General features: G+C 27.8%; 13 protein-coding genes. 11 read left to right on the plus strand and 2 right to left on the minus strand.

Annotation, left to right across the window (positions count from 1 at the left end):
- Positions 1–19 precede the first annotated feature (19 nt).
- The 9 genes from V3255_RS00090 to V3255_RS00130 all read left to right on the plus strand — a co-directional run bounded on the left by V3255_RS00090 (position 20) and on the right by V3255_RS00130 (position 17,502).
- Positions 20–2,110, plus strand: a complete 2,091-nt coding sequence (locus V3255_RS00090; protein ID WP_341516254.1) for a S8 family serine peptidase — start codon at positions 20–22, stop codon at positions 2,108–2,110.
- Positions 2,100–3,524, plus strand: a complete 1,425-nt coding sequence (locus tag V3255_RS00095) for a hypothetical protein (RefSeq protein WP_333503644.1) — start codon at positions 2,100–2,102, stop codon at positions 3,522–3,524. Before V3255_RS00090 ends, V3255_RS00095 begins: the two co-directional genes overlap by 11 nt.
- Positions 3,525–4,160: 636 nt before the next feature.
- Complete coding sequence (locus V3255_RS00100) at positions 4,161–5,642, plus strand: hypothetical protein (RefSeq protein ID WP_333503645.1); 1,482 nt, start codon at positions 4,161–4,163, stop codon at positions 5,640–5,642.
- Between the two features lie 790 nt (positions 5,643–6,432).
- Positions 6,433–8,592 carry a putative immunoglobulin-blocking virulence protein gene (locus tag V3255_RS00105; protein ID WP_341516255.1) on the plus strand — a complete coding sequence of 720 codons (2,160 nt, stop codon included), beginning with the start codon at positions 6,433–6,435 and terminating at the stop codon, positions 8,590–8,592.
- 23 nt (positions 8,593–8,615) lie between these two features.
- Positions 8,616–11,090 carry an Ig-specific serine endopeptidase MIP gene (mip, locus tag V3255_RS00110; RefSeq protein WP_333503647.1) on the plus strand — a complete coding sequence of 825 codons (2,475 nt, stop codon included), beginning with the start codon at positions 8,616–8,618 and terminating at the stop codon, positions 11,088–11,090.
- Positions 11,091–11,278: 188 nt separating this feature from the next.
- A complete protein-coding gene (locus tag V3255_RS00115) occupies positions 11,279–13,165 on the plus strand; it encodes an AAA family ATPase (protein ID WP_333503648.1) in 1,887 nt (628 codons plus the stop codon).
- A complete protein-coding gene (locus V3255_RS00120; RefSeq protein ID WP_333503649.1) occupies positions 13,152–14,021 on the plus strand; it encodes a hypothetical protein in 870 nt (289 codons plus the stop codon). The genes V3255_RS00115 and V3255_RS00120 overlap by 14 nt, the downstream gene beginning before the upstream one ends.
- A 558-nt stretch (positions 14,022–14,579) precedes the next feature.
- A complete protein-coding gene (locus tag V3255_RS00125) occupies positions 14,580–16,049 on the plus strand; it encodes a hypothetical protein (protein ID WP_337903051.1) in 1,470 nt (489 codons plus the stop codon).
- A gap of 1 nt (position 16,050) precedes the next feature.
- On the plus strand, positions 16,051–17,502 hold the full coding sequence (locus V3255_RS00130) for a hypothetical protein (RefSeq protein WP_341516256.1): 1,452 nt from the start codon (positions 16,051–16,053) through the stop codon (positions 17,500–17,502).
- A 328-nt stretch (positions 17,503–17,830) separates the two neighbouring features.
- On the opposite strand, the gene V3255_RS00135 is transcribed toward V3255_RS00130, so the two are convergent.
- Both V3255_RS00135 and V3255_RS00140 read right to left on the minus strand, forming a co-directional pair.
- Positions 17,831–18,643, minus strand: a complete 813-nt coding sequence (locus V3255_RS00135) for a hypothetical protein (RefSeq protein WP_333503654.1) — start codon at positions 18,641–18,643, stop codon at positions 17,831–17,833.
- Positions 18,630–20,396 (minus strand): S8 family serine peptidase, encoded by a 1,767-nt coding sequence (locus V3255_RS00140; protein WP_333503655.1) that lies wholly within the window; start codon positions 20,394–20,396, stop codon positions 18,630–18,632. Before V3255_RS00140 ends, V3255_RS00135 begins: the two co-directional genes overlap by 14 nt.
- Positions 20,397–20,700: 304 nt before the next feature.
- On the opposite strand from V3255_RS00140, the gene V3255_RS00145 reads away from it, so the two are divergent.
- Positions 20,701–21,120, plus strand: a complete 420-nt coding sequence (locus tag V3255_RS00145) for a hypothetical protein (protein ID WP_341516257.1) — start codon at positions 20,701–20,703, stop codon at positions 21,118–21,120.
- 288 nt (positions 21,121–21,408) lie between these two features.
- Positions 21,409–21,906: a 50S ribosomal protein L10 gene (rplJ, locus tag V3255_RS00150; RefSeq protein WP_044285718.1), complete on the plus strand. Its 498-nt coding sequence runs from the start codon at positions 21,409–21,411 to the stop codon at positions 21,904–21,906.
- The last annotated feature ends 3 nt before the right edge of the window (positions 21,907–21,909 follow it).

The following is a 21,909-nucleotide window of genomic DNA, read 5'->3' on the forward strand; positions in this document are numbered from 1 at the left end:
ATAATAAGGTTTGGTTTTTATGGCTAAAAAATTTAAGAAATTTAAAAAATTTGCATTATATTTTTTTGGTTTTGCTTCAATTCCATTAATATACAGTTCGCTCCTTATAAATTGAAATAATAATAATAATAATAAGCAATATTGGTATTCTACAAACTTTAGTAATAAAATCGATGTAAGAGACCCTTTTATTAAAAAGTTAAATAAATCGTCAAAGGTTGAAAATCTAGATAATAATTTTGAATTAAAATTATTATTAAATCCTGACTTTTTAGATACTGATTCTAAAAAAATAACTTCTTTTAATATTGATTTTTTAGAAAAAATTAAAAAGTTAAACTTAAAATATAAAGAAGCAAAATACAGCGAAATGTTACCAATTGTTTGGTTTTATTTTGATACTGAAAATGATCGAGAATTTTTTGTTAAAAATTCCTTAGAAAATTCTACTATCAGTCGATTTATTGTTTATAAAAATGAAGAAAAAGATGTACAAACAAGATATGTTGAAATGCTAGATGATAGTTATGAATTAAATACTTATCAGTTAAATAATAATTATATTAATGATTGACTTTTTAACAACTCGTTAGACAGAAATATTTCAATAGTAAATTTTCAAAAACAAGCAGCAAAAGACAATGGAACTCAAAATAAAATCACCTCAAAGGTTGGCGCTATAGAATTAGGAGACAAATTTGACCCAAATTTTAATGTATATTTTAATGAAAATCAATTAACTATAAACGATCTAGTTTCGGATAGATCGCATCAAACGAAAAAACGATCTCATTCAACGCTAGTTTCGTTAATTTTAGGCGGCAAAGCAGGTGTTGATAAAAAGTCGGATTTGTATTTATCAATATATAAAACAGATGCTGAATGACAAAAAGCAATCGAATGAATGGTTGTCACTAAAGGCGTGAAGGTAATAAATCACAGCTATGGAAATGGGAATGCGCATTTTGTAGACTACAACGAGAATACGTATTTACTTGATTTTTTAGCAAGAAAATACGGCGTAATTAATGTCTTTGCCGCAGGCAACAGCGCTGATGAAACTGACAAAAATACAGATGGTTATAATCCATGAATTGATGAAAATAGTTTATCACTAAATTCAATAGTGGTTGGAGCGCTCGAAGATAATTCTAGTAATTTTAACATAGCAAAAAATAAAATAGCTCCTTATTCTAATTTTAAAACTAGTGATGAATACTCGCAATTTTCTAAACCCTTAGTTGTAGCACCAGCGGAGATTTATAATGTTTTTTATGATGAAAATCAATTCAACAATGGTAAAAGATATGTGCGTGGAACTAGTTATGCAGCCCCTATTGTAACCGGATTAATATCAACACTTTTAAGAGAAAAACCAAATTTAGATTATAATGATTATAGAATTCCGGCAGTAAAATCGATTCTTTCTGTTTCTGCAATAAGTCCAAATCATACTGGTTTGGTCAAAAAAAAGAATGGTTATTATGAAAAGTATGGGGCTGGAACCCCTGATTTTGAAAAAATGAAAAAAGCAGTAGATAATATCGCTTTTATTTCCGGCAATAAAGAAAATGTGGGCAAAAGTATTTTTACTAGCGATAAGTTTTGAGTTAATTCAAATCAGCGAATTAAATCCTCTTTGTCTTGAATGTTTAATGCTGGTATTCTAAAAAATAAGGAAGACTACAAAATAGGGCAAAATATACCTAGTTGATGGTGATTTTTACCGCCAATTACCGGGGTTGTATCTGGACTATTTAATATTACAGTTCCTATTAAAGCCGCAACTGGTTTAGGTTTAGCTGATATGTATAAATGATCATCAGATCACCTTAACACGCAATGATTGTCATTAAACGCAACTAAAAACCGACAAAATAATAAAATTGTTTCTGATTATGATCTTTACTTACAAAAATTAAATTCAAATGGCAAATGAGTTACTCTAGCATCATCTAATAGTGACCTAGGTAATGATGAATTAATAGATTTTAAGTCAAATGAATCTGGTTATTATCGGATTAATGTTTGAAATTATAGATCTTCCGTTTTTGAAAATTCGGTGGATGACAAATTAGCTGTTTCTTATTTGGTAGACAATGAAAATTAAATACTTTTTTAGTAAATTTATAGTTATAGGTTCCTTAACTTTACCATTTTTTTTGAGTTCATGTGGCCAGTTTTTTAATTTCATTTTTACTAGTCCAAGCCCAGATCGTGATGATGATAAATATAAAAGATACTATTTGTTAAATTTATTGGAAGAACATTATGAAGATAATAATGTAAAAAGGGCGACATTTTCCCCATTAAATTTTTTTTATTCTTTGCAAGAAGAAAAAAAAGACAAAAATAAAAGCCAAAATACAACCCAAAATTATTTTCTTGGTCAGAGTGACTCATTCTATATTTATAATCTTGAAGAATTTCAAGAAAAGATAGTTGACAAATCCAAAGAAATTACAAAAGACGCCAATATAGATCGTTTTGTTAGCGCTGCTTCAATAAAAAAAGAATTTGAAGAAAAATTTTTAAATGGCACAACAATAGAAGAAACACTTAAGAAGAACAATATTTTAATTATTGAGCATTTTGGCGAAAAAGACGAGTTATATGCAGAACAATATTATTTTCATGATAAAGTGAAGGGTTATATAAATATAACTCCTTTTCAAGCGAAAAATGTTCATTTTTTTCAGGTTATGAATTTAGGGATTGAACCAGTGTTTAATCCATATTTTACGGTTATTTTATATCCCAAACACAAAAAAATTATTTTTGACCATGATCGTAATGCAACTTTCGAAAAAACTGTAAATAAAACTAGAAAAATTTACCGCGAGCTTGAAAAAAGGTATTTTCTTCCGAATTATTTAAAAAATAAAACATTTTATGAAATTTCTGATGAAATTAAGTCTATCCAAAAGAAAAATAAAATTCAATTTTTTAAATTAAAGCAACCGTACGATAAAGTTGCTGAAAAACTTGACCCTTGAGTCAATAATTTTTTTGAAAATAAACAAGCAATAATTAAAAATTTAGAAGAATTTAAAGATAAAATAATTAATCGTATTTCAAAATTGGACCCAAGTTTAAAAATAGATGAAAATGAATTTACAAATGATTTTGAAACGAAAGTATTTAGTGGAAAAAAGCTAGAAGAAATCTTTAAAAATTCAAATATTTTTATATATGAAACATGAGAAAAATTTGTCTATGGTTCTCCTCAATCTTATTATTTAAATTCTGGTAATAAATCAACAACAGTAGAATTTGAAAAAATAATCATTACAAATGAAGAAAATAACAATATTTTTTTACAACCTATTAGCCATTCAGATTATGATTTTGATGCTTTTTCGGGTTTTTTCCCGTGGTCAAAATTTAATAAAGTTGCTTTTCAAATTTTGGTAGTTCCAAAAGAAAAAAATATTATTTTTAATAAAAACATTAATCGTCTTAAAACAATCGAATCAGTAATAAAAAATTATTTACCAGAATGAAAAATGGAAAAAACGGGTTAGTACAGATTTATTTTCCATAGATTTATCAAACTTTTTTGCCAAATCATTATTAAATTGTTTTATATACATGCAAAATTGATTTATTGTGTCAATTTTGCATGTTTCTTTTCCCCGAGTTTCCCAGTTTGATAAGGTAATTTTAAAAAAGTCTCAGTTTTTAGGGACTTTTTTAATTTTTCTTAGCAAAAGTTAATTACAATTTTTTTACTGTTTTATTAAGATATCAAAGTAAAAACCATATCTATTTTAAATATTTAGATTGCAAAATTATGAACACCCCCGTAGAAAAATTAACAAAAGTGCTACAATCAAAATCATTGATAAAAAACTAGTTGGCTGATTTTTTCTATTAATTTTTATTTAGTTTTTATAACAACTTTTATTGAATCACAACTATTTTTGATATAATTAATTATGAATAAAAAGATGATTTAGAAATTTCTTAGATGATATAAGTTAGATAGAAGGCAAAATTGAATTAATAACAAATATATTGATGTTATGCAAACTTTAGTAATAAAACCCATTTTAGGTCAAACGAATCTGGTTATTATCAGATTAATGTTTGAAATTATAGATCTTCCGTTTTTGAAAATTCGGTGGATGACAAATTAGCACTTTCTTATTTGGTAGACAATGAAAACTAAACTAATTCTTACTAAATTTTTGGGAACAACCCTTTTAATTCCGGCATTTTTTTTAACCTCCTGCGGAAATTTAATTCATTTTATTACTAAACAAATTTTTAACATAGATGAGGAAATTAACAATCCGAAAAATTATAATTCTAACTATTTTTTAAATTTACTAGCGAAACATTATGAAGAATTTAATGCAAAAAATGGTACTTTTTCAGCCTTAAATCTGTTTTATAATCAACCCCAAGGAAAACGGGACAAAAATTTATTCCTTGGCGAACAAGATATAATAACAATTGAAAACCTAGAGCAATTTGAAAAAAATATTATTAATAGAACGGAAGAAATTATAAAAAATAATCCTAATTTTGCCAAATTTAATACTTCTGAACTCAAGTCAGAATTTGAAGACAAATTTCTAAAGGGAGAGCCTCTTGAAAAAGTATTAGAAAAAAACAATATTATAATAGACGAAAATGTCAGAAATTGAATGCAGACTCGTGTTAGCCACTATTATTTTGAAGAAAATGGTTCTTCAAACATTATAGCCACAAGACTTGTACCAGATTATGTTATAGAAGGAGAATTAGTTCAACCCGCTATGAATTTTCCTGATTCGCCTTTTTTTAATGTTATAGTCTACCCTAAAAATAAAACAATCACTTTTAGGGAGATTGACGGAGGAATTTACACCGACGATAACATTATAGATTATGAAGAACAGAAAAAATTGAAAATATTAATTGAAAGAGAAGCTAGAAAAATTTATAATAAACTTGCAAAAAAGTATAATTTGCCAAAAAACAAGATTAGTACTTATTCATCATCTTTTATATTTGATATTATCGATTTTAGCCAAAAAATTAATAATATTAAAACCTTAAAGCCAAAAATTCTTGATTTAATTACAAATAAAATTAATCCTTGATCTAACAGTTTTTTACCAAAAAAACATGCAATTATTAAAAATATTGACGAATTTAAGGCAACAATTATTGACCGAATTTTAAAATTAGATCCTAAATTAAAAATTGACCAAAATGATCTAATTTCTGATTTTGAACAAAAATTTCTAAACAGCGAAAAACTTGGTGAATTTCTAAAAAATAATAATATTTTTATTTACGAAACTTGGGAGCGAATTGGTTATGAATCATTTTGAAGGTTGACTCCCGACCCTATACCGGATCCTGCTGATGTTCCAAGAAGAGTGGAATGAGAAAAATTACTTCTTAGAAAAACGGAAAATAATAATATTTTTTTGACAACAATTTTTCAAACGGATTTAACACTAAATTTTGTTAGAAGCCCTGAATCTAGTTTTGATAAAGTGGCTTTCCAAATCTTGGCTTTTCCTAAGGATAAGAATATTGTTTTTGATAAAAATGTTAGCCGGCTTGAACTAATTGATGATTTAAAAAACAATTATTTAGATAAATATGAAGAAAAAGACAAACAAACAGTAAATAACGACGTATAAGTTTAAATTAGTAGAAAAAATCAGACAAATAGTTTTTCATTTATAGTTTTGATTGTACACTTTAGTTAATTTTTTCTATCATGTTCATTTTAAAAGATTTGGAGAAATTAATTTAGGTTGTGTGGCGACTTGACTCTTTATATACAAATAACATTAATTCCTAAATTATGCGAGTTTCCCAGTTTGATAATGTAATCTTAAAAAGTGTCGGGTTTTAGGGACTTTTTTAATTTTTTTGGCAAAAGTTAATTACAATTTTTTTACTATTTTATTAAGATATCAAAATAAAAATCATACCTATTTCAAATATTTAGACCGCTAGCAAACTCAGAAAAATATTTTAAAAAAGACTTAAAATGACTAAACAACAGAAACAAACTACCATAAGTTGGCAAAATTTAAATCCTTTTGAACTTCTTTTTGTATAAAATATTCATTTTTTACTTGAAAAAAATTATTAATGGTTTAAAATTTTTAATATATACTTGAACTTTCTATAAAAAATCACATTTTAAAAAAGCAAGTTGGCATATTAATTTATACTAAGGCTCCGCCCTTTTTAAAATTTTTCATTTTAAAATTTCACTACGAGGTGTTTCTTAAATTTAAAAAAATATAGACAAAATTATTAATTTGACTGTTTTTGGCAAAAATAATTAAATTAATAATAAAAGGACAATTAAAACTACATAAACTAACAAATTCAAAATTTGTAGTATCTTTTTTATTTTTTAAAATAAAAAATTTGTATAATTATTATATCCTATATGAAAAATAATAAGGAGGAAATATGCAAATTTATGTTCCAAGAAGAAGAAAATTAATAATTTTAGCCTCATCCGCTATGGTTTTAGTTGGAGGTTCTTTTGCTAGTTCCTTAGTTAATAATTTTATTAGCTCCAGTAATGAAATTCACTATAGTTCTTTGTCTCCTTCGATTGTAATTAAAAATAATCCAAATGATTTAACTTTTGTCTCACCAGTCGTTAATTCCGATTTTAAACCTCAAGAAAATAACGGACCTAAAGTGGACTTAGTTAAACCAAAAGAAGAAACACCCAAACCGATAATTAAACAAGAAATTCCTAAAGAAACAAAAATAAAAGAACCGGTAGTTATAACCAAAAAAGAAACTCCGATCCAGAGAATTTCGACGCCACGTCGCTCTCTCTCTCTCTCTCCTAGGAAATCTGCAGAGATTTCAACCCCAAATACTCAAACTAGATCACCAGTAATCGTTCAAAATTCATCGCCAGTTCCGACAACTCGTCAAAATCTGGTTCCTGGCGTTTCTCAGTCAAGAATTCAGCATGCCCTTGAAAGGTATAAAAAAGGTCTTGCTGCCGAAATAAAAACTATTCAATCTCGAGTTGCAAACTTGCAAGCTGAAGTCAATGAAATTGAACGTTCCTATAAAGAAGATTTTGATAAAGATCATATTCGCGGTAAAATTCCTAAAACTCAAGCAGGACGAGATCTCTGAAAAGAAGCTTATCAACGACAAATCGATCTTCCTAGATATAATTTAAATCGCGAAAAACAGTATTTAGAATATTTAAAAAACCTTCCAGAAAAAACTTCCCTTACTTTGCAAGAGCTAAAATCACTTAGACAAGGTTTGGTTCCTTCGCTTGATTCGATTAATGTCTGAGAATATGAAGATGAAAGTAAAAATCCAACCTTAAATAGACTAAAAAAACATAACCAAAGCCGTACTTTTAATACTCCAAGTTGGTATTCTTTAAGTCCGTGGAATATTTCCAATGGTGAATTTCCCGGTTGGACAAAATCTGATGTAAGTTCACAGTTTTCTTCAGAAATTGGTAGCAATTTTACTAATTCAATTAAGGTTTATGAATACAGCCCTAATTCAGATAATGAAGATAAAAATCGCCAACCTCTAAAATTAATTCAACTTGATGCTAATGATAATAATGCTTTTGAGAAATTTCAAGAAATTATGGCAAAAATTTCGCAAAAGGACAGCAAAGTTCAAGCTATAAGAATAAAAAATATTGGCGAGGCTAACTCTTTACAAAATGCCTCAAGTATTCTTGAAGCCATTCCTAGTCAAATTAATACAGTTTCAGTATTTTTAAATAATACAAATGCCACCAAGTCCTTACGCGGTCTTGAAAATAAAAAATTAAAAGAACTGTCAATTTATACAGAAATTAATTCAGTAAGTGATGAATGAAGTATTAATCCTAATGGTCTAAAAAATGTTGATTTTATTAGTTTTGACTATAATAATCAAGCAACTTTTGATCGATCTCAAGGAAAAATCGGCGGTTCAATAGTTTTTTCAGGCCTAAGATGAGAAAAAGGTGACACTGTTGACAAAATTAACGAGGGTCTCTCGATAGTTTTTGACTCAAAAATTAATCAGCGAGTTTTCCAAGGAAATTTTGGTGGAAAAGGTGGTTGACCAACCACGCTTGATTTTTCAGAAACAGATGTAAATACTTTTAAAGGCATAAAATTTGATCAATTTGACAAAACTTTTAACGAAAAAGTTAAAAATTGGCAAGATGACCCATTTGCTCAGGAAAATTATACTGGCTTTAGAAAATTAAAGTTCACCAAATTAATAATTAAAGGTTCAAATTCTAATAGATCAAACAGCCTAAACTTTAAATTTTCTGATCTTGACGGTGCCCAATTTACTGAAAGATTTTCAGAATCTGTCCCTGGAAGTAGTCCAAGAGTTGATGTAAAAATTGACGGAAGACAAATTAATTCTTATCCTGTTTATATTTCTGGATCACCAACAGGCGATTCAATTGAACAACTACGCAAATTCATAACCGTTGCAAATGGATCAGGAAATAATATAAGCCAAATTTTTGTAGAAACTGAAAAAGCAAGAAGCCAAATTGGCTTAACAATTGGAACAGCTCAAGTTCTTGTTGGTAGCCAAAATAGTTCAAGTTCTTCTGGGCTTGTTTAATTTAATTTTTTTGGTGGTGAAAAATGAAAAAAAGTAATTTTTTAGTAAAAAACAAAGCACTTTTCCTACTTTTTGGACTTGGTTTAAGTAGTTTTGTTTTTTATTCATGCACAACTAACAACGAAATTAAAACTGAGCAGCCAAAAAAAGATCTAAAACCAGGGGGCAGCAGTCAATCAAATACTGAAAATCAACAACCCAAATTTGATCAAAACACCCAAAAAAGTTTTGAAGATAAAATAAATACAGCCTATTCAACTTTTGAAGCTAGTTCATCTCAGACTTCTTACCAAAATCTTGCAAAAACTCTTGATGAAGTCAAGTCTTCATTGTCTCAATTGTTTAAAAATGAAGACTTAGAAAAAAAGCAAATTGACTGAGATAGTGCCAAAAAAACTTTGGATTTTCAGCTTGAAAAAACTGGCTACCAAACTGATAATTTAACTAAATTAATAATTGGATCTTTTTTAGATATTCTAAAACCAATTGAAAAATCAAGAGAATTACCCCGGCCAAGCCAGCCTGAAATCCCCGAAGATCGAGTTAATAAATATTATGAACAACTAAATGCTGTTGCCCCAAAAGGTCAAAATTGAGCAATTGTAAAAGATGGAAAACGAACTGTTGAAGACCAATATCAGTATGATTTTCCTGATAATGAATGAAGATATTACCTTGAAAAATACGGTGGCGGCGGGGCTAAAGTCATCGGACTTGATGACCCTGATGGGCTTAGTGATTATCCGCTTGGTAATACTAAAAAAGTCTCTTCAAATTTAAAATCATCTTTAGATGAAAAAGCCAAGCAAGCAAATCAGCCTTTATATGATAATGCTTCACAGCGAACTTTTGTCTTGCCAAAATATGACAGTTCTGGAAACATAACAGGAATTGATATTCCCGAACATCATAAAGGTGATACGTCCCCGGCAATTCATCTTGATCCTCAGACTGGGCAAGTTTTAAGAGGTGGGCCTGGAAGAGTTGGTTTGCCACGGATTTTGCCAAACCAAGAATATAAAAAACTGACAAAAAGTGCAATTTCTGTTGCTTTTAGAAATGGTCAATTTTTAAGAACTCACAACGGAAAAGAGGGTGAGCCTGATTATTTACCCCCAGATCAAATAGTTCATTTTAATAATTTGCACAGAGGGACTCTAAATATTATCGACTATAAAAAAGAAGATAACAATAAATATCCTTTGACTTGGTATTTTATTACAAATGCACACGTTTTAAATCGACTTCAAGTTGCAAATGATTATCATGAAGGTAAAATTTATGGCCGTGATGATAATGCTTATAACACTCATAACCGTCAATATAATACATGAAGTCTCGTTTTTACAAAAATTAAAGATTCTGTCAGTCTAAATAATATAATGCCAACAACTGGCGAGCCCCGCAGCGAGAGTTATTATGACACAGTCAATCTTACCGTGCGAACAAAAAATTCAAACATTCATAATGCCGGAAAAAAACTTGAAAGTTCAAAAAATTTTGCTGTAATTGACGATCAACTTAACAATAATCAAGAAATTCCAAAAGATGCTGAACTAAATGTTAGAACAATTGTCTTTGGCTCTAATGTTTTTGACAAAAAACTAAGTGACTTTACAGATCAAGAAAAATACAAAAATATGCAAGAATTGCTTGATTTTGCAATTATGGAAGTCACCTTTGACAACGAAGAGCAAGCAAAAATAATCACAAAAGACTGGTATGATGAACACCAAGACCAAAAAACCAACGACAAATCAACAGCAATTACTTCTGATGCCGACTTTTTAAAAGATGAACAATATGAAAAACTGCCAGCAAATCAGTTTTATGGTCTAGGTTTTCCACTTACAGAAGCAGAAACACATCAAACTTTAAATGAATTTAAAAATAAAAATGCTTGAGAATCAAGAAAACATAGCGTTAGTCCTTATGTAAATAAAGACAATGGCCTCTATTTTAATCAAGATCCTTCTAACCAACAGTGGAAAGACGGTGGCGATCTTTCTTGGTCAAGATCTTATCGCTCATTTATGAATAAGCCTGGGTTGACTGATATTTTTATTGCAATGCCTTATGTAAGTAATGGTTTTATTAAAATTACTAAATTTGACTCATCAAAAAATGTATTTAGTCATACTCCTTATTTATTTTGAGGTTTAGGCACTTTGCTTGATAATTTCACCGGTGGGGGAGGAATGTCAGGAACTGGAATATATAAAGATAATAAACTATATTCATTAGTTTTTGCAACTGATCCGCGCGCTTCAACTGCTGTTAGTTTAAATTTAAGATCATATGGAAATGACTATAAAGGCTATTACGGACAATATAATTTACCAAAATATGACCTAATTTATGGGTCAAAACACCAGCGAAAATCATATTTTCAAGCAATGCAAGAACTTTATAAAAATAAAGGAATTAAAACTTATCTCTTTCCAAATGGCTTTGAAGACTCACAAAAAGTTGATGTTTTTGGCGACTGAAACAGTTAAAAATAATATAAAAATCATTTATTGACAGTTTTAATTGTTAAAAATTTATGCTATAATTTCCTTAGGTTAATTTTTCCAAACAGCCCTAAAATTTATAGGGTTTCTTGAATCGCAAAACAATAGAAAAAACTAGACACGGTTTTTTCTATTGTTTTAATCTATAAAAAAACTTAATAACTAAGAGAATTATGGCTAGAAAAACAAAAGAAAAACAAAAAACTGAAAATATTGCAGAAAAACTCACAGAAGAACAACAAAATGTTGTTAATTTAGCATTAAAAGGTGAAAACATCCTAGTTGATGCTTGTATTGGAAGTGGAAAAACATCGGTAATTCAAGTTCTCTGTGACAAATTTCCTATTGATAAAAAAATTTTGTACTTAACTTATAATAGACTATTAAAAATTGAAGCTAAAAACAAGATTAAAAACAAAAATGTTAAGGTACAAAATTATCACGGATTTGCATACGGACTTTTGTGAAGAAATGGTATTAATTCTTCCCCTGCAGATTCAATTAGAATATTTTTAAGAAATAACATTTCTGTTGGGGCTTATGATGTTCTATTAATTGATGAATATCAAGATATTACTGAAGAAATATCTTTGTTATTGGAAAAAATAAAACAAGAAAATCCTAACATACAAATTGTTGCTGTTGGGGATATGAGTCAGAAAATTTACGATAACACAAAATTAAATGTTACTGATTTTATTGATAAATTTTTAGAATCATATAAACAAATTAGCTTAACATTTTCCTTCAGAATGCCAAAAGAACATGCTAATATGTTAGGGCGAATCTGAGATAAAACAATTAATGGAGTCAACGAAAATTGCCAGATTGAATATATGGAACTGGAAGAAATTAAGGAATTTTTGTCTACACAAAAACCTGCTGATATCTTATGTTTAGGGCCGGGATTTAGTGAAGAAATGGCAGAAGTATTAAACTATCTTGAAGAAAATCATAGTGATATTTTTAATAAAAAAACCGTTTATGCTTCTATAAGAGAAAAAGACGCAAATTTGTCTCCCAAAAAAAATTCAGCTATTTTTACAACATATGATAGCTCAAAAGGATTGGAAAAACCTATTTGTGTTATTTTTAATTTTACCATAAATTATTGAGAAAACCGCTTAGATAAAATTACTGCAAATTATGAAATTGTAAAAAACATATTTTGTGTAGCGGCAAGTAGGGGCAAAGAAAAAATCATCTTTTTAAATCCAAAAGAGTCAATCCCATTATTAAATGAAGAAATCATCAAGCAATACAAAAATTTTAGAAAAAGAGATAATGATTTATTTTTAATGTCTGAAATGTTTGATCACAAGTTTGATATTGATCTTCAAGATATGTTAAAAATGCTTGAAGTAAAAAAAATTAAAACCGAAGATACAAACGAAATAAAAGTACAAACACATGATGATTTAATTGATCTTACACCATGTATAGGGATCTATCTTGAAGCATCTTATTTTGACGGTTGGGATTTAGATAAAGAAATTGAGTTTTTTATCGCAACTAGATATTGAGATTCGCCAAACATGCAAAAAAAGTTAACACTCGAGTATAAAAATTACATCAAAGAAAGAAATTCAATAAAAGATTTAACACTCTTTTTTGTTTATTTGAAAACACAACAAGAAAGATACATTAAACAAACGCAGCCCGATTTTGTTGATGATAATGCTGTTGATCAAATGCATAAAAGATTATCAAAAGTGCTTAAAAAAGACGAAACAATTCAACAAGAATGTTGAATGGACTTTAGTGATAATAATGTTACATTAAAAGCTCAGGGAATTGCTGATGTTATCAAAAATGAAATAGTTTATGAACTTAAATTTGTTAGCGATTTAACAACTGCTCATTTTTTACAAACTGCTTCATATATGTTGGCCTTAAAAAAAGAAAAAGGAATATTGTGGAATATTCGTAATAACGAAATGCATGAAATTAGAATTAAAAATCGAGAAGAATTTAGCGAAAAACTTGCACAAACCATTTCAAAAGGAGTTTATAAACCTAAAAGTCAAAGAGAATTTGAGGAATCAGATGGAAGTAATTAAAAAACAAAAAATTACTAACGTGAATAAAAATATCGCTGTAATTGATGTAGAAACAAACTATGAAAATGAAGTTTTTTCTGTTGGAGTTGTAATTGCTGATAGTGCTAATTTTCAATGATTTGATAAAGAATATTGAATAATAGAAAACAATTTAAAAGTAGGTGCAATGTATGCCCGTAATATTTGAGCTCCTCTTCCCCTTGAATTTAGAGAAGAAATTAATGTTGTTCAAACACGCCAAGAAATGATTGCTCAACTAATTCATTTCTTGAAATCTTATGAAGTAAAAAATTGGTTTTCATATACAAAATTTGATTTTAGACATTTGCCTGAATTGCACAAATCATTCGAGCATAACGATATTTCTATATTCGCTAAAAGCAAGCAATTCAACAAACATATCCCATTAAATGCAGAAAAAACTAAAAAAGGCGATTTCAAGCAATTCAACAAACATATCCCATTAAACGTAGAACTAACTAAAAACGGTGATTTAAAAAGAGGATGAAATGCAGAAAATATATACAGAATGTTAACCAAAGATCAAAGTTATGTTGAAACACATAATGCCTTACTTGATGCAATGGACGAATTACGAATTATGGAATTATTAGGTTTAGATATTGAAACATTTCTAAATCCAGATATAAATAAAGAAAAAACAACTAGTCCAAAAAGAATTAATTTAACAAAAGCAAGTTTGAACAAAAAAAGCACTCTTAAAAGTGCAAAAATTGCAAAAAGTACAAAAAGTACAAAAAGTAAAAAAACTACAAAAAGTGGAGCAACTGCAAAAACTAGCAAAAGTACAAAAACTGCAAAAACTGCAAAAAGTACAAAAACTAAAAAAAAGTAAGAATTTAATTTTAAATTAATAGACTAGATTTACCGGTATTTTTGCATTTTTATATTCGCTAAAAGTGAATTTTTGTATCAAACTGCCAAACTCAAGATATAAATAAAACACTTTTGCAAAAATTTTTGTTGTAAAAGTGTTTTTATATTTATTTATCATAAATCTAAGTTTTTCTATTAAAATTATAATTTTGTATTTTAATTTTAGTTTTTCTGCTCAAAGCCATTTAAAATTGTTATAATTTATATTGTAGATAATTTACTTCCCATTCATAGTTTAGTTTTTAGTGAAAATATAAAATTTATTCTCGACCATCCTATTCTTTTCCTTCTTTTTAGCTTAAGAAAAAATACATTATTTAGTCATTAAAATTTAATTTTTAAAGATATGAAGGAGGGCTTTGAAAAAACATTGAATTAAACCCTGGAAATTCAGAAAAATCAAATGTAGAATTAATAAGATAAACAGCTGAAAAAACAGGAATTTATCGGTTAGTTGTTAAAAAAAATAAATCCTCTTTGTTTGAAAATTCGATAGATGATGATTTGGCGGTTTCACATGTCATTCAATAACAAAAAATATTTATTTTTAGCACCTTTAATTGTTTTACCGTGGATTTTTCCAGCTATAATTTTTGCCCTTCAAAATAAAAATAATAATTTGTTCACTATAATCATAAACGATAATGAAAATTTAAAATCTAACATTTCTCCCAATAATAATTTGTTCACTATAAACGTAAAGGACAGTGAAGCTTTAAAATCCAACATTTTTTCCTATAATGATTTAATAAGATTGGATAAAAAAGAGACTATTTGACTTAAAAATAGTCTCTGAATGCCGATTTTTTTGAGCGACAATGAAAAAATTCAAGAAATAATCAAAAAATATCTATATTTTGAAGGCGACAATTTTAAAACTTACAACGGCAAAGAATTTGATAAATTGTCTGCCTTTTTCTCCAAAGAGTATGACAAAGCTACTACTGAAGGTGAAAACTTTCAAAAATTAAGTGGAAATTGAAGTTTTGTTGATTACAAAAAAATATTTACTAAAAATTTTTTTATTATCGATGGTCTTAATCAGTATAAGGAATTTTTTAAAAAAACCGATCTCAAAGAACCGTTTTTAAAATACGAAAACGATAATGAATTTTTTGCTAAAAATTTATTTTTTATATATATTAACGGGAAAAAATTAGCTAACCCATTACTTATAAATGAAAAGTATTTGCCCACTAATTTGTCCCCTATTAAATTTCTAGCTTATAAAAATCATAATTTTATTATTTCAATACCAGAAAAACTTTTTAATTATAAAGATGTAAGTAAAAATAGGAGAGGAATTCCAGAATTTGAGGATGAATTTGCTGTTTATTTTAAATTTTATCCAAAAGACAATTTCCAAAAAACAAACGAATTATCAACTATAAAATTAAATAAAATTCAGGATTTATATTTGTACAACTTACTAGACAAAACATCACCAGAATTTGTGACTTTTTTAGATTTAATGAACAAAAAAGAGAAAATTTTAGCGAGCAATAATTCGAAGGTAACCACATTATATGGGTCCAAAAATGAACAGTATTCAAAAAATGAACCCAAAACAGAAATTTTTTCAGATTTTGACGATGCAAAACAACTTATTTATAATAAAAATTTATCTAAAAACCTTGAATGAGAAGAAGCATTTCACCTCGCCAATTTATTTATTCCTAGCAAAAATATTCATGAACCTGAAAAATTTAATAAATTCATTCTCAAGTCTCAAAATGTAGATGAAATTTTTCTTGATGAAGTTTTTTATTCAGAAGTTGACAAAAACTCAGGCAAAATTACGCTCTATTCTTTAAACTACAAATCAATTTTTCCAGAAACCTTAAAAAACATTGAAAAATTTAATTATAAAAATTTACTAATGTTTGAAAAAATTGATTTTGGCGATATAAATATTAAAAATGTTGAGTTAAAAACAGTAAATTCACTCGAAGAATTTAGCAATATATATAAAAAAACACAAGGCTAGCATGGATTTAAAAAAATATAAAAAAATTTTTCTATTAGGATTTATATTAACTAACTTAGGTGCCGCTGCCGCGGTTTCGGTTGCTGTGGTTCTTAACAATAACAATAAAAAATTTTTTAGTATTTCAGACACTAAAAAAATAACTGACCTTAATAAACTTTTATGACTAAACAACCCATATTGACATAACATTTTGAAAAAACAACCTCAAAAATTAGATTTATTAATTCAAAAATACTCCCTATTTGAAGACTATTGATTTGATGATTTACGTGAAAATATCGCTTTAAGAAGATTGTCAGGCTTCTTTTATTCTGAGAGCGCCAAAAACGAAGACACAATGGAATTTAATGTTATTTGGGATCAAGGACAACTAAAAGACAAGAAAATTGCAGACAATTTCGTTGTCTTAGATAATAAAAATGATTTCTTATCTTTTATTTCTAAGTTAAAAATTGAAAAACTAAGTAAAAGAATTTTGTCAACACCTGATTTTTTTGAGAAAAAATCAGTTATTATTTATATACGCCCTCAAGATATTGCTGACGGTTCATCGTTTAATTCAAAATCAAAAATGTCATCATTAAATCCTAATCATATTTTCCAAAATAACCAAAATGATGGAAAAACAAGCATTATTTCTTTTGATTCAAAATTTAAAAATTTTTTTCACTCAGGAATAGAGTACAGATACACCGGTCCACAAAGAGCAAGGACACCAAAAGTAATAACAGGAATAAAAAAACCAAGAGTAATTGTTCCTAGACCCTCTGATCGTCCAAATACAACAACTACAGATTTTGACATTTTTTACAAAATTATAGATAAGTCAAACAAACATGTTTTTGACCGTAATTTAGATATTCATATTAAAAATATTGAAGATCTTGTACTTTACAATAAAATTATTCGCCATAAAGAAGCAAGCGAGTTTAAAAAATTTCTTTTAAAAAAGCAAGAAATTTTTATGAAAAACCCTTTTCAACTTACTCGTTTATATGCTATGCAGGAGTTAGATCCATCAAACCAAACCACTGAAGAAGACCAAATTTTTTCTACATTAGAACAGACAAAAAAATTCATTACTAATGTTTCGCAATTAAAAAATTGGGATTGGGGCAATGCTTTTCACCCTTCAAATTTGTTCACTTACAAGGATAACAACTCTGAAGAATTTAATAAATTCATACTTAAAAAACAAAATCCAAAAATTATTTTTGACGATCAGATTTTATATTGAAAGATAGACAAAGATATAATTAAAATTTATACCTTTAATTATAAAGATTTGTTTCCTAATTTTGCCGTTGAACCAGATAATTTTACAATAAATGATCTCCAAAAATTTGAAAAAATAGATATTGGAAATACTGATATTAAAAAGATAGAGTACATAAAAATCAAAACATTAGAGGAATTTAACTCATTGCACAATCAAATAACAGCAACTTAATTTTAGTTTGACAAAATTATTAAAAAAACGCCAATATTTACCATATTATGGCGGTTTTTTATTAAGACAGATTATGTGAACTGGAATAACAAGAATAAAATTTAGATTTTAATTAAATCAAATAGATACCTTGTTGGTCCATTTACTAGTTATAATTATAAATTCCTGGAATAAATTGAGGTATAGGACTAAAACACAAAGAGCAAAATATCTCAACTAAGCAACACCAAAAGTCCAATCTAATGAAGCAAAGTTGGAAATATTAGATACTTTTTGTTCAAAATTTCCAAGTTAAAATGATGAAGATTTAAAAAATTTATCTAAAATTTTAAGAAAAGGTAGATGTAAACTTTATGCTATCAAGACTATCAATTTTATTTTTGTCAATTAGAAGAACATAACTTTTAAACCAATCATAGTAGCCTACTACTGGAACAATTACAGATCTTTTGCGGTAGTCCTGGAATTTCCATTTTAATTCTATTGTTTTTGTATTTTCATTAAAATTAAAATCAACAAGATTTAACCCCTTCGCTCTTCGGTCACCCCAAGAACCAGAAAGTTTACTAACATAATTATTTAAAATAATTGCATCTTTATTTGATAAATCAATTGTTTCACTTAATTCATTAACCTGTTTTTCATCAAGATATCCCATAAGAGGTCTATGAGTTGTTGAGAATAATTTTTGCTTATCAGGTATAATTAAATCAACAAGATCTTGCTTATTTTTAATTAAATGAGTGTTATGTAATTGCTTATTATTTTCACTTTCCTTTTTTTCCTTTTTAAATGAAAGTTGATTTTTATTATGATGATTTTCATAAACAAACACATACTCATCTCTAAAATCATGGAAACTCAACGATTCTTTAGAGTTTGTTTTTGTTTTTAATTCTTCATCAGTCAATTTATGGATGTTATCTATAAAAAAACGAGGATATTCGCCTTCAAATGTTAAGACATTCTTTTTATCATTTCAAAATCGATATGCACTTATTTTTGACAACTGTTTTTGATTTTGAACATCATAAGTATAAAGCAAAAACCCACCTACACCAACTAAAATCGAGCTTTGGATTCAAAACCAGGTTCCAAGGGAGAAAAAAGTTCAAAAATTTCCTTTACTATTTTTTGACATAAGTTATAACCACCTCAGGAAGATTATTTTCATTAGAATCATAACGATATGCTTGGAATTTGTAATACCCTGTTTTTGGAATTTCAAATTCAGTAATTTCAAGATTTCTGCTACCACTAGTTGACTGACTGATTACATTATTATTTTCATCTAATATTTTTAAGTCAACATCTGTTTTATCATTTTGATTTTGATAAAGAAAGCCAAGAGTTGCTCGAATTTTATCTCCCTTGTGGAAAAAAACTCTTCTTTGGTTGTCGATGCTATTTTTTGATTTTTTCACATTTTTAAACACAAGAATGTTTTGGACAGCTTCCTCAATTTTCTTATATTGTGGTATGCCATACCCTGTTTCAGGACTATAGATTGTTGATGAATTTTTAGGTTTTCTGGATCCTGCGATTAAAGAGGTTTTAAAAATTAAAGAATCAGAACCTAAATCAAAGTAACCTTTGAATTTTTGTTTTAATGTACCAGCTATCGTTGTTATAACAGGGGCAGAAAAACTTGTTCCGCTTGCATGATATGAATAATCAACTATTTTACCACTTTCATCTTTGACTGGTGATTGTTCAGAAAAGGTGTATGTACCGGGCGCAACTACTGAAACATAGTTTAAATCACTTCCTATTTGTGAATAACTAGTTTTGTTTTCGTTAAAATCAATTGCCCCAACAACTACACTATTTCGCGACAAAGCAATATCAGCCAACACTTTTTTTGTTTTAAAGTCGTTTCCAGCAGAAACAACATTTATCAATTCGCTATTATTATATATTAAACTATCAAAATATTCTGATAGTCAATTATATTTAGAGATAAACGGCACAATACCTCAACTATTATTTACAATATTTGTGTAATATAATAGATAATTCATTTCGCCGGATATACCATTCCAATTTAAACTTATCTCAACAGAAACAAGGCCTAAAGTTGGGTTGATTCCCTTTTTCCCAACAATAATTTCAGCAACCTGCGAAGCGTGACGTGAATAACTTTCGCCGTATAACCAATGGTTTCTTCATCACAAGTCATTACCAAATCTTTTGTTTCAAGTAAAACCATAGTAATTGTCTTCAATTACGCCTCCCCACTCTAAAATACCCACTTTAACGTCTGAGTCAATAAATCTTGTAAAGTGTTTAGATCGGTCTTCGATATTCAAACCAACCATATTATATGCTTGAACATTTTCGGTTTCAGAATAAAAATATGGGTAACTATATCTTCCAACTAATGCATTTGGTTTAACGATATTTTTTAATGTTTTTTTATTGTTTTTAATAAAATCATCATAATAAGTGTTGGTATTAAAATTATAAATTTTCCTATAATTTATCTTGTTTGTTTTAAGTCAATCAATTATGAACTCAAGTAATTTTTTGTTGTCTATTTTTTTAACATGCGCTATCGAAAGAACCCCAGTATACTCGTCATATTTTATAGGGAAGTCTGTTTTAAACTTTATATTTAGAGCTTCTTTTAGATCTCTAAGTGAACCACTATCTATATTTTTTATAAAAATATCAAATCGATTAACACCCATATTAATCTTTTTGCCCTCTGATTCTAGAGATGAGCTAGTAAGATAAACATCATGGACATCATAGCTTGATACATTTGAAAAATTAGTAGTATTTTGGTAGTTAAAAGTGTTATTTAAATTTGTATTAAAAGTAACTAGTGATACCGGCGCTAAAATAAATAATGAACGCACTAATTTAAAAAATATTTTTTTTGCCTTTGTCATAAAAAATCCTAATTATTGAATATTTGTGAATCCATAATTAATTATAACATTACTTATAAAATAAAGGGAAATTTATTGAAAATATACACTTTTATATCAAAAAATTTAAAAAGTTCAACTTTTTGAATTTTTATTCAAATTTTATTTCGAGCAACAAATATTTGCACCTTAAAATTTACAATATTTTTAAAGTCTAAAGTACGGAACCACAGGAATTTAAATATTTAAAAATAAATTCTTAGGTTTTAAACAAGAATAAACTATAATTTATTATATTATGAATATTAGTAAAACAATAAAACCTGTGGCGAATGTCAAAAATCTAATTTTTTCATCACTAGCAACACGTCTTATTAAATTTATATTGGGCGCTACTTTATTTTTCTTATTTGTTATTCCCGCCTTTAGCACATTATTTTCAAATCGCGAATTATTTGTTATTGGTTCTGAACTTTTAGCAACTATATTTGTTTGAATTTTTGTTACTATTGTAAACCGAGTTTTAACTATTGCCTATATCGTAAAAGTAAGTTTTCCTAACAAAATTTTTATGGATATAGAACAAAATTCAGCAAAATTACTAAAACTTTCAGTAATTAAAATTACAGCAATTATTGGCTTTTTCATACCGTTTTTTGATGTATTTTCAATGGTAATGTTTTTATTTTTTGCCCGCAACTACAAAAAAGAATCACTAGACAATGTCACTCCAAAAATTGCATAAGTTACATTAATAACTTAAAAAATTAGAAATTACACTTCTTTAAGAAATCAATACCAAACATTAAAACGTTTTTATGGCGGCTTTAGTGTTTGGTATTAGTTTGAAGTAGTGATTGTTTTAAAGCCAAAAAACCCATTATTAATTTTTTTACTAATTTACTTGGAAATTTTTTTCTTTCTGATATAATTTTTAACGCAATACATAGAGATAATAACTGTCAGAATGACTTAATTTGTTGTTTGAATGTATTTTCAAAGTATTGCTCCTAAAACAGAAAGGAGTCTAGATTTGAACGCTTTTCGCCAAAAAAAGGCAGAAATAATTACTGAAATTAGAGATTTACTCGAGAAATCTTCTTCTTTAGCAATTGCTGAATATCGCGGACTTTCAGTCGCTGAATTAGAAAGTTTGCGTCAGGAACTAAAGAAATCAGGTGTTTTTACTAGAATTTATAAAAATCGACTTTTCAAAATTGCAGCAGATGAACTCGGTTTTTCTAATCTAAAATCAGAATTAGTGGGTCCAAATTTATTTGCTTTTGGTCTAGAAGACCCAATTGCACCCGCTAAAATTATTACAAAAGTCGCAAAAGATCAACCTTTATTAATATTAAAAGGTGGGATTTACGAAAAAAGTGTTGTTACACCGCAAGAAAATACCGCTATTGCTTCACTTCCAAATTACACTGAAGCAATTACAATGCTTGCTTCTTCACTTCAAGCCCCACTGAAACAATTGGCTTTTGGACTTAAATTATTAATAGATGAACAAAAAATAACTGCATAAAAA

The sequence above is a fragment of the Mesomycoplasma ovipneumoniae genome (assembly GCF_038095975.1).
In the GTDB taxonomy this organism is placed as follows: domain Bacteria; phylum Bacillota_I; class Bacilli_A; order Mycoplasmatales; family Metamycoplasmataceae; genus Mesomycoplasma; species Mesomycoplasma ovipneumoniae_C.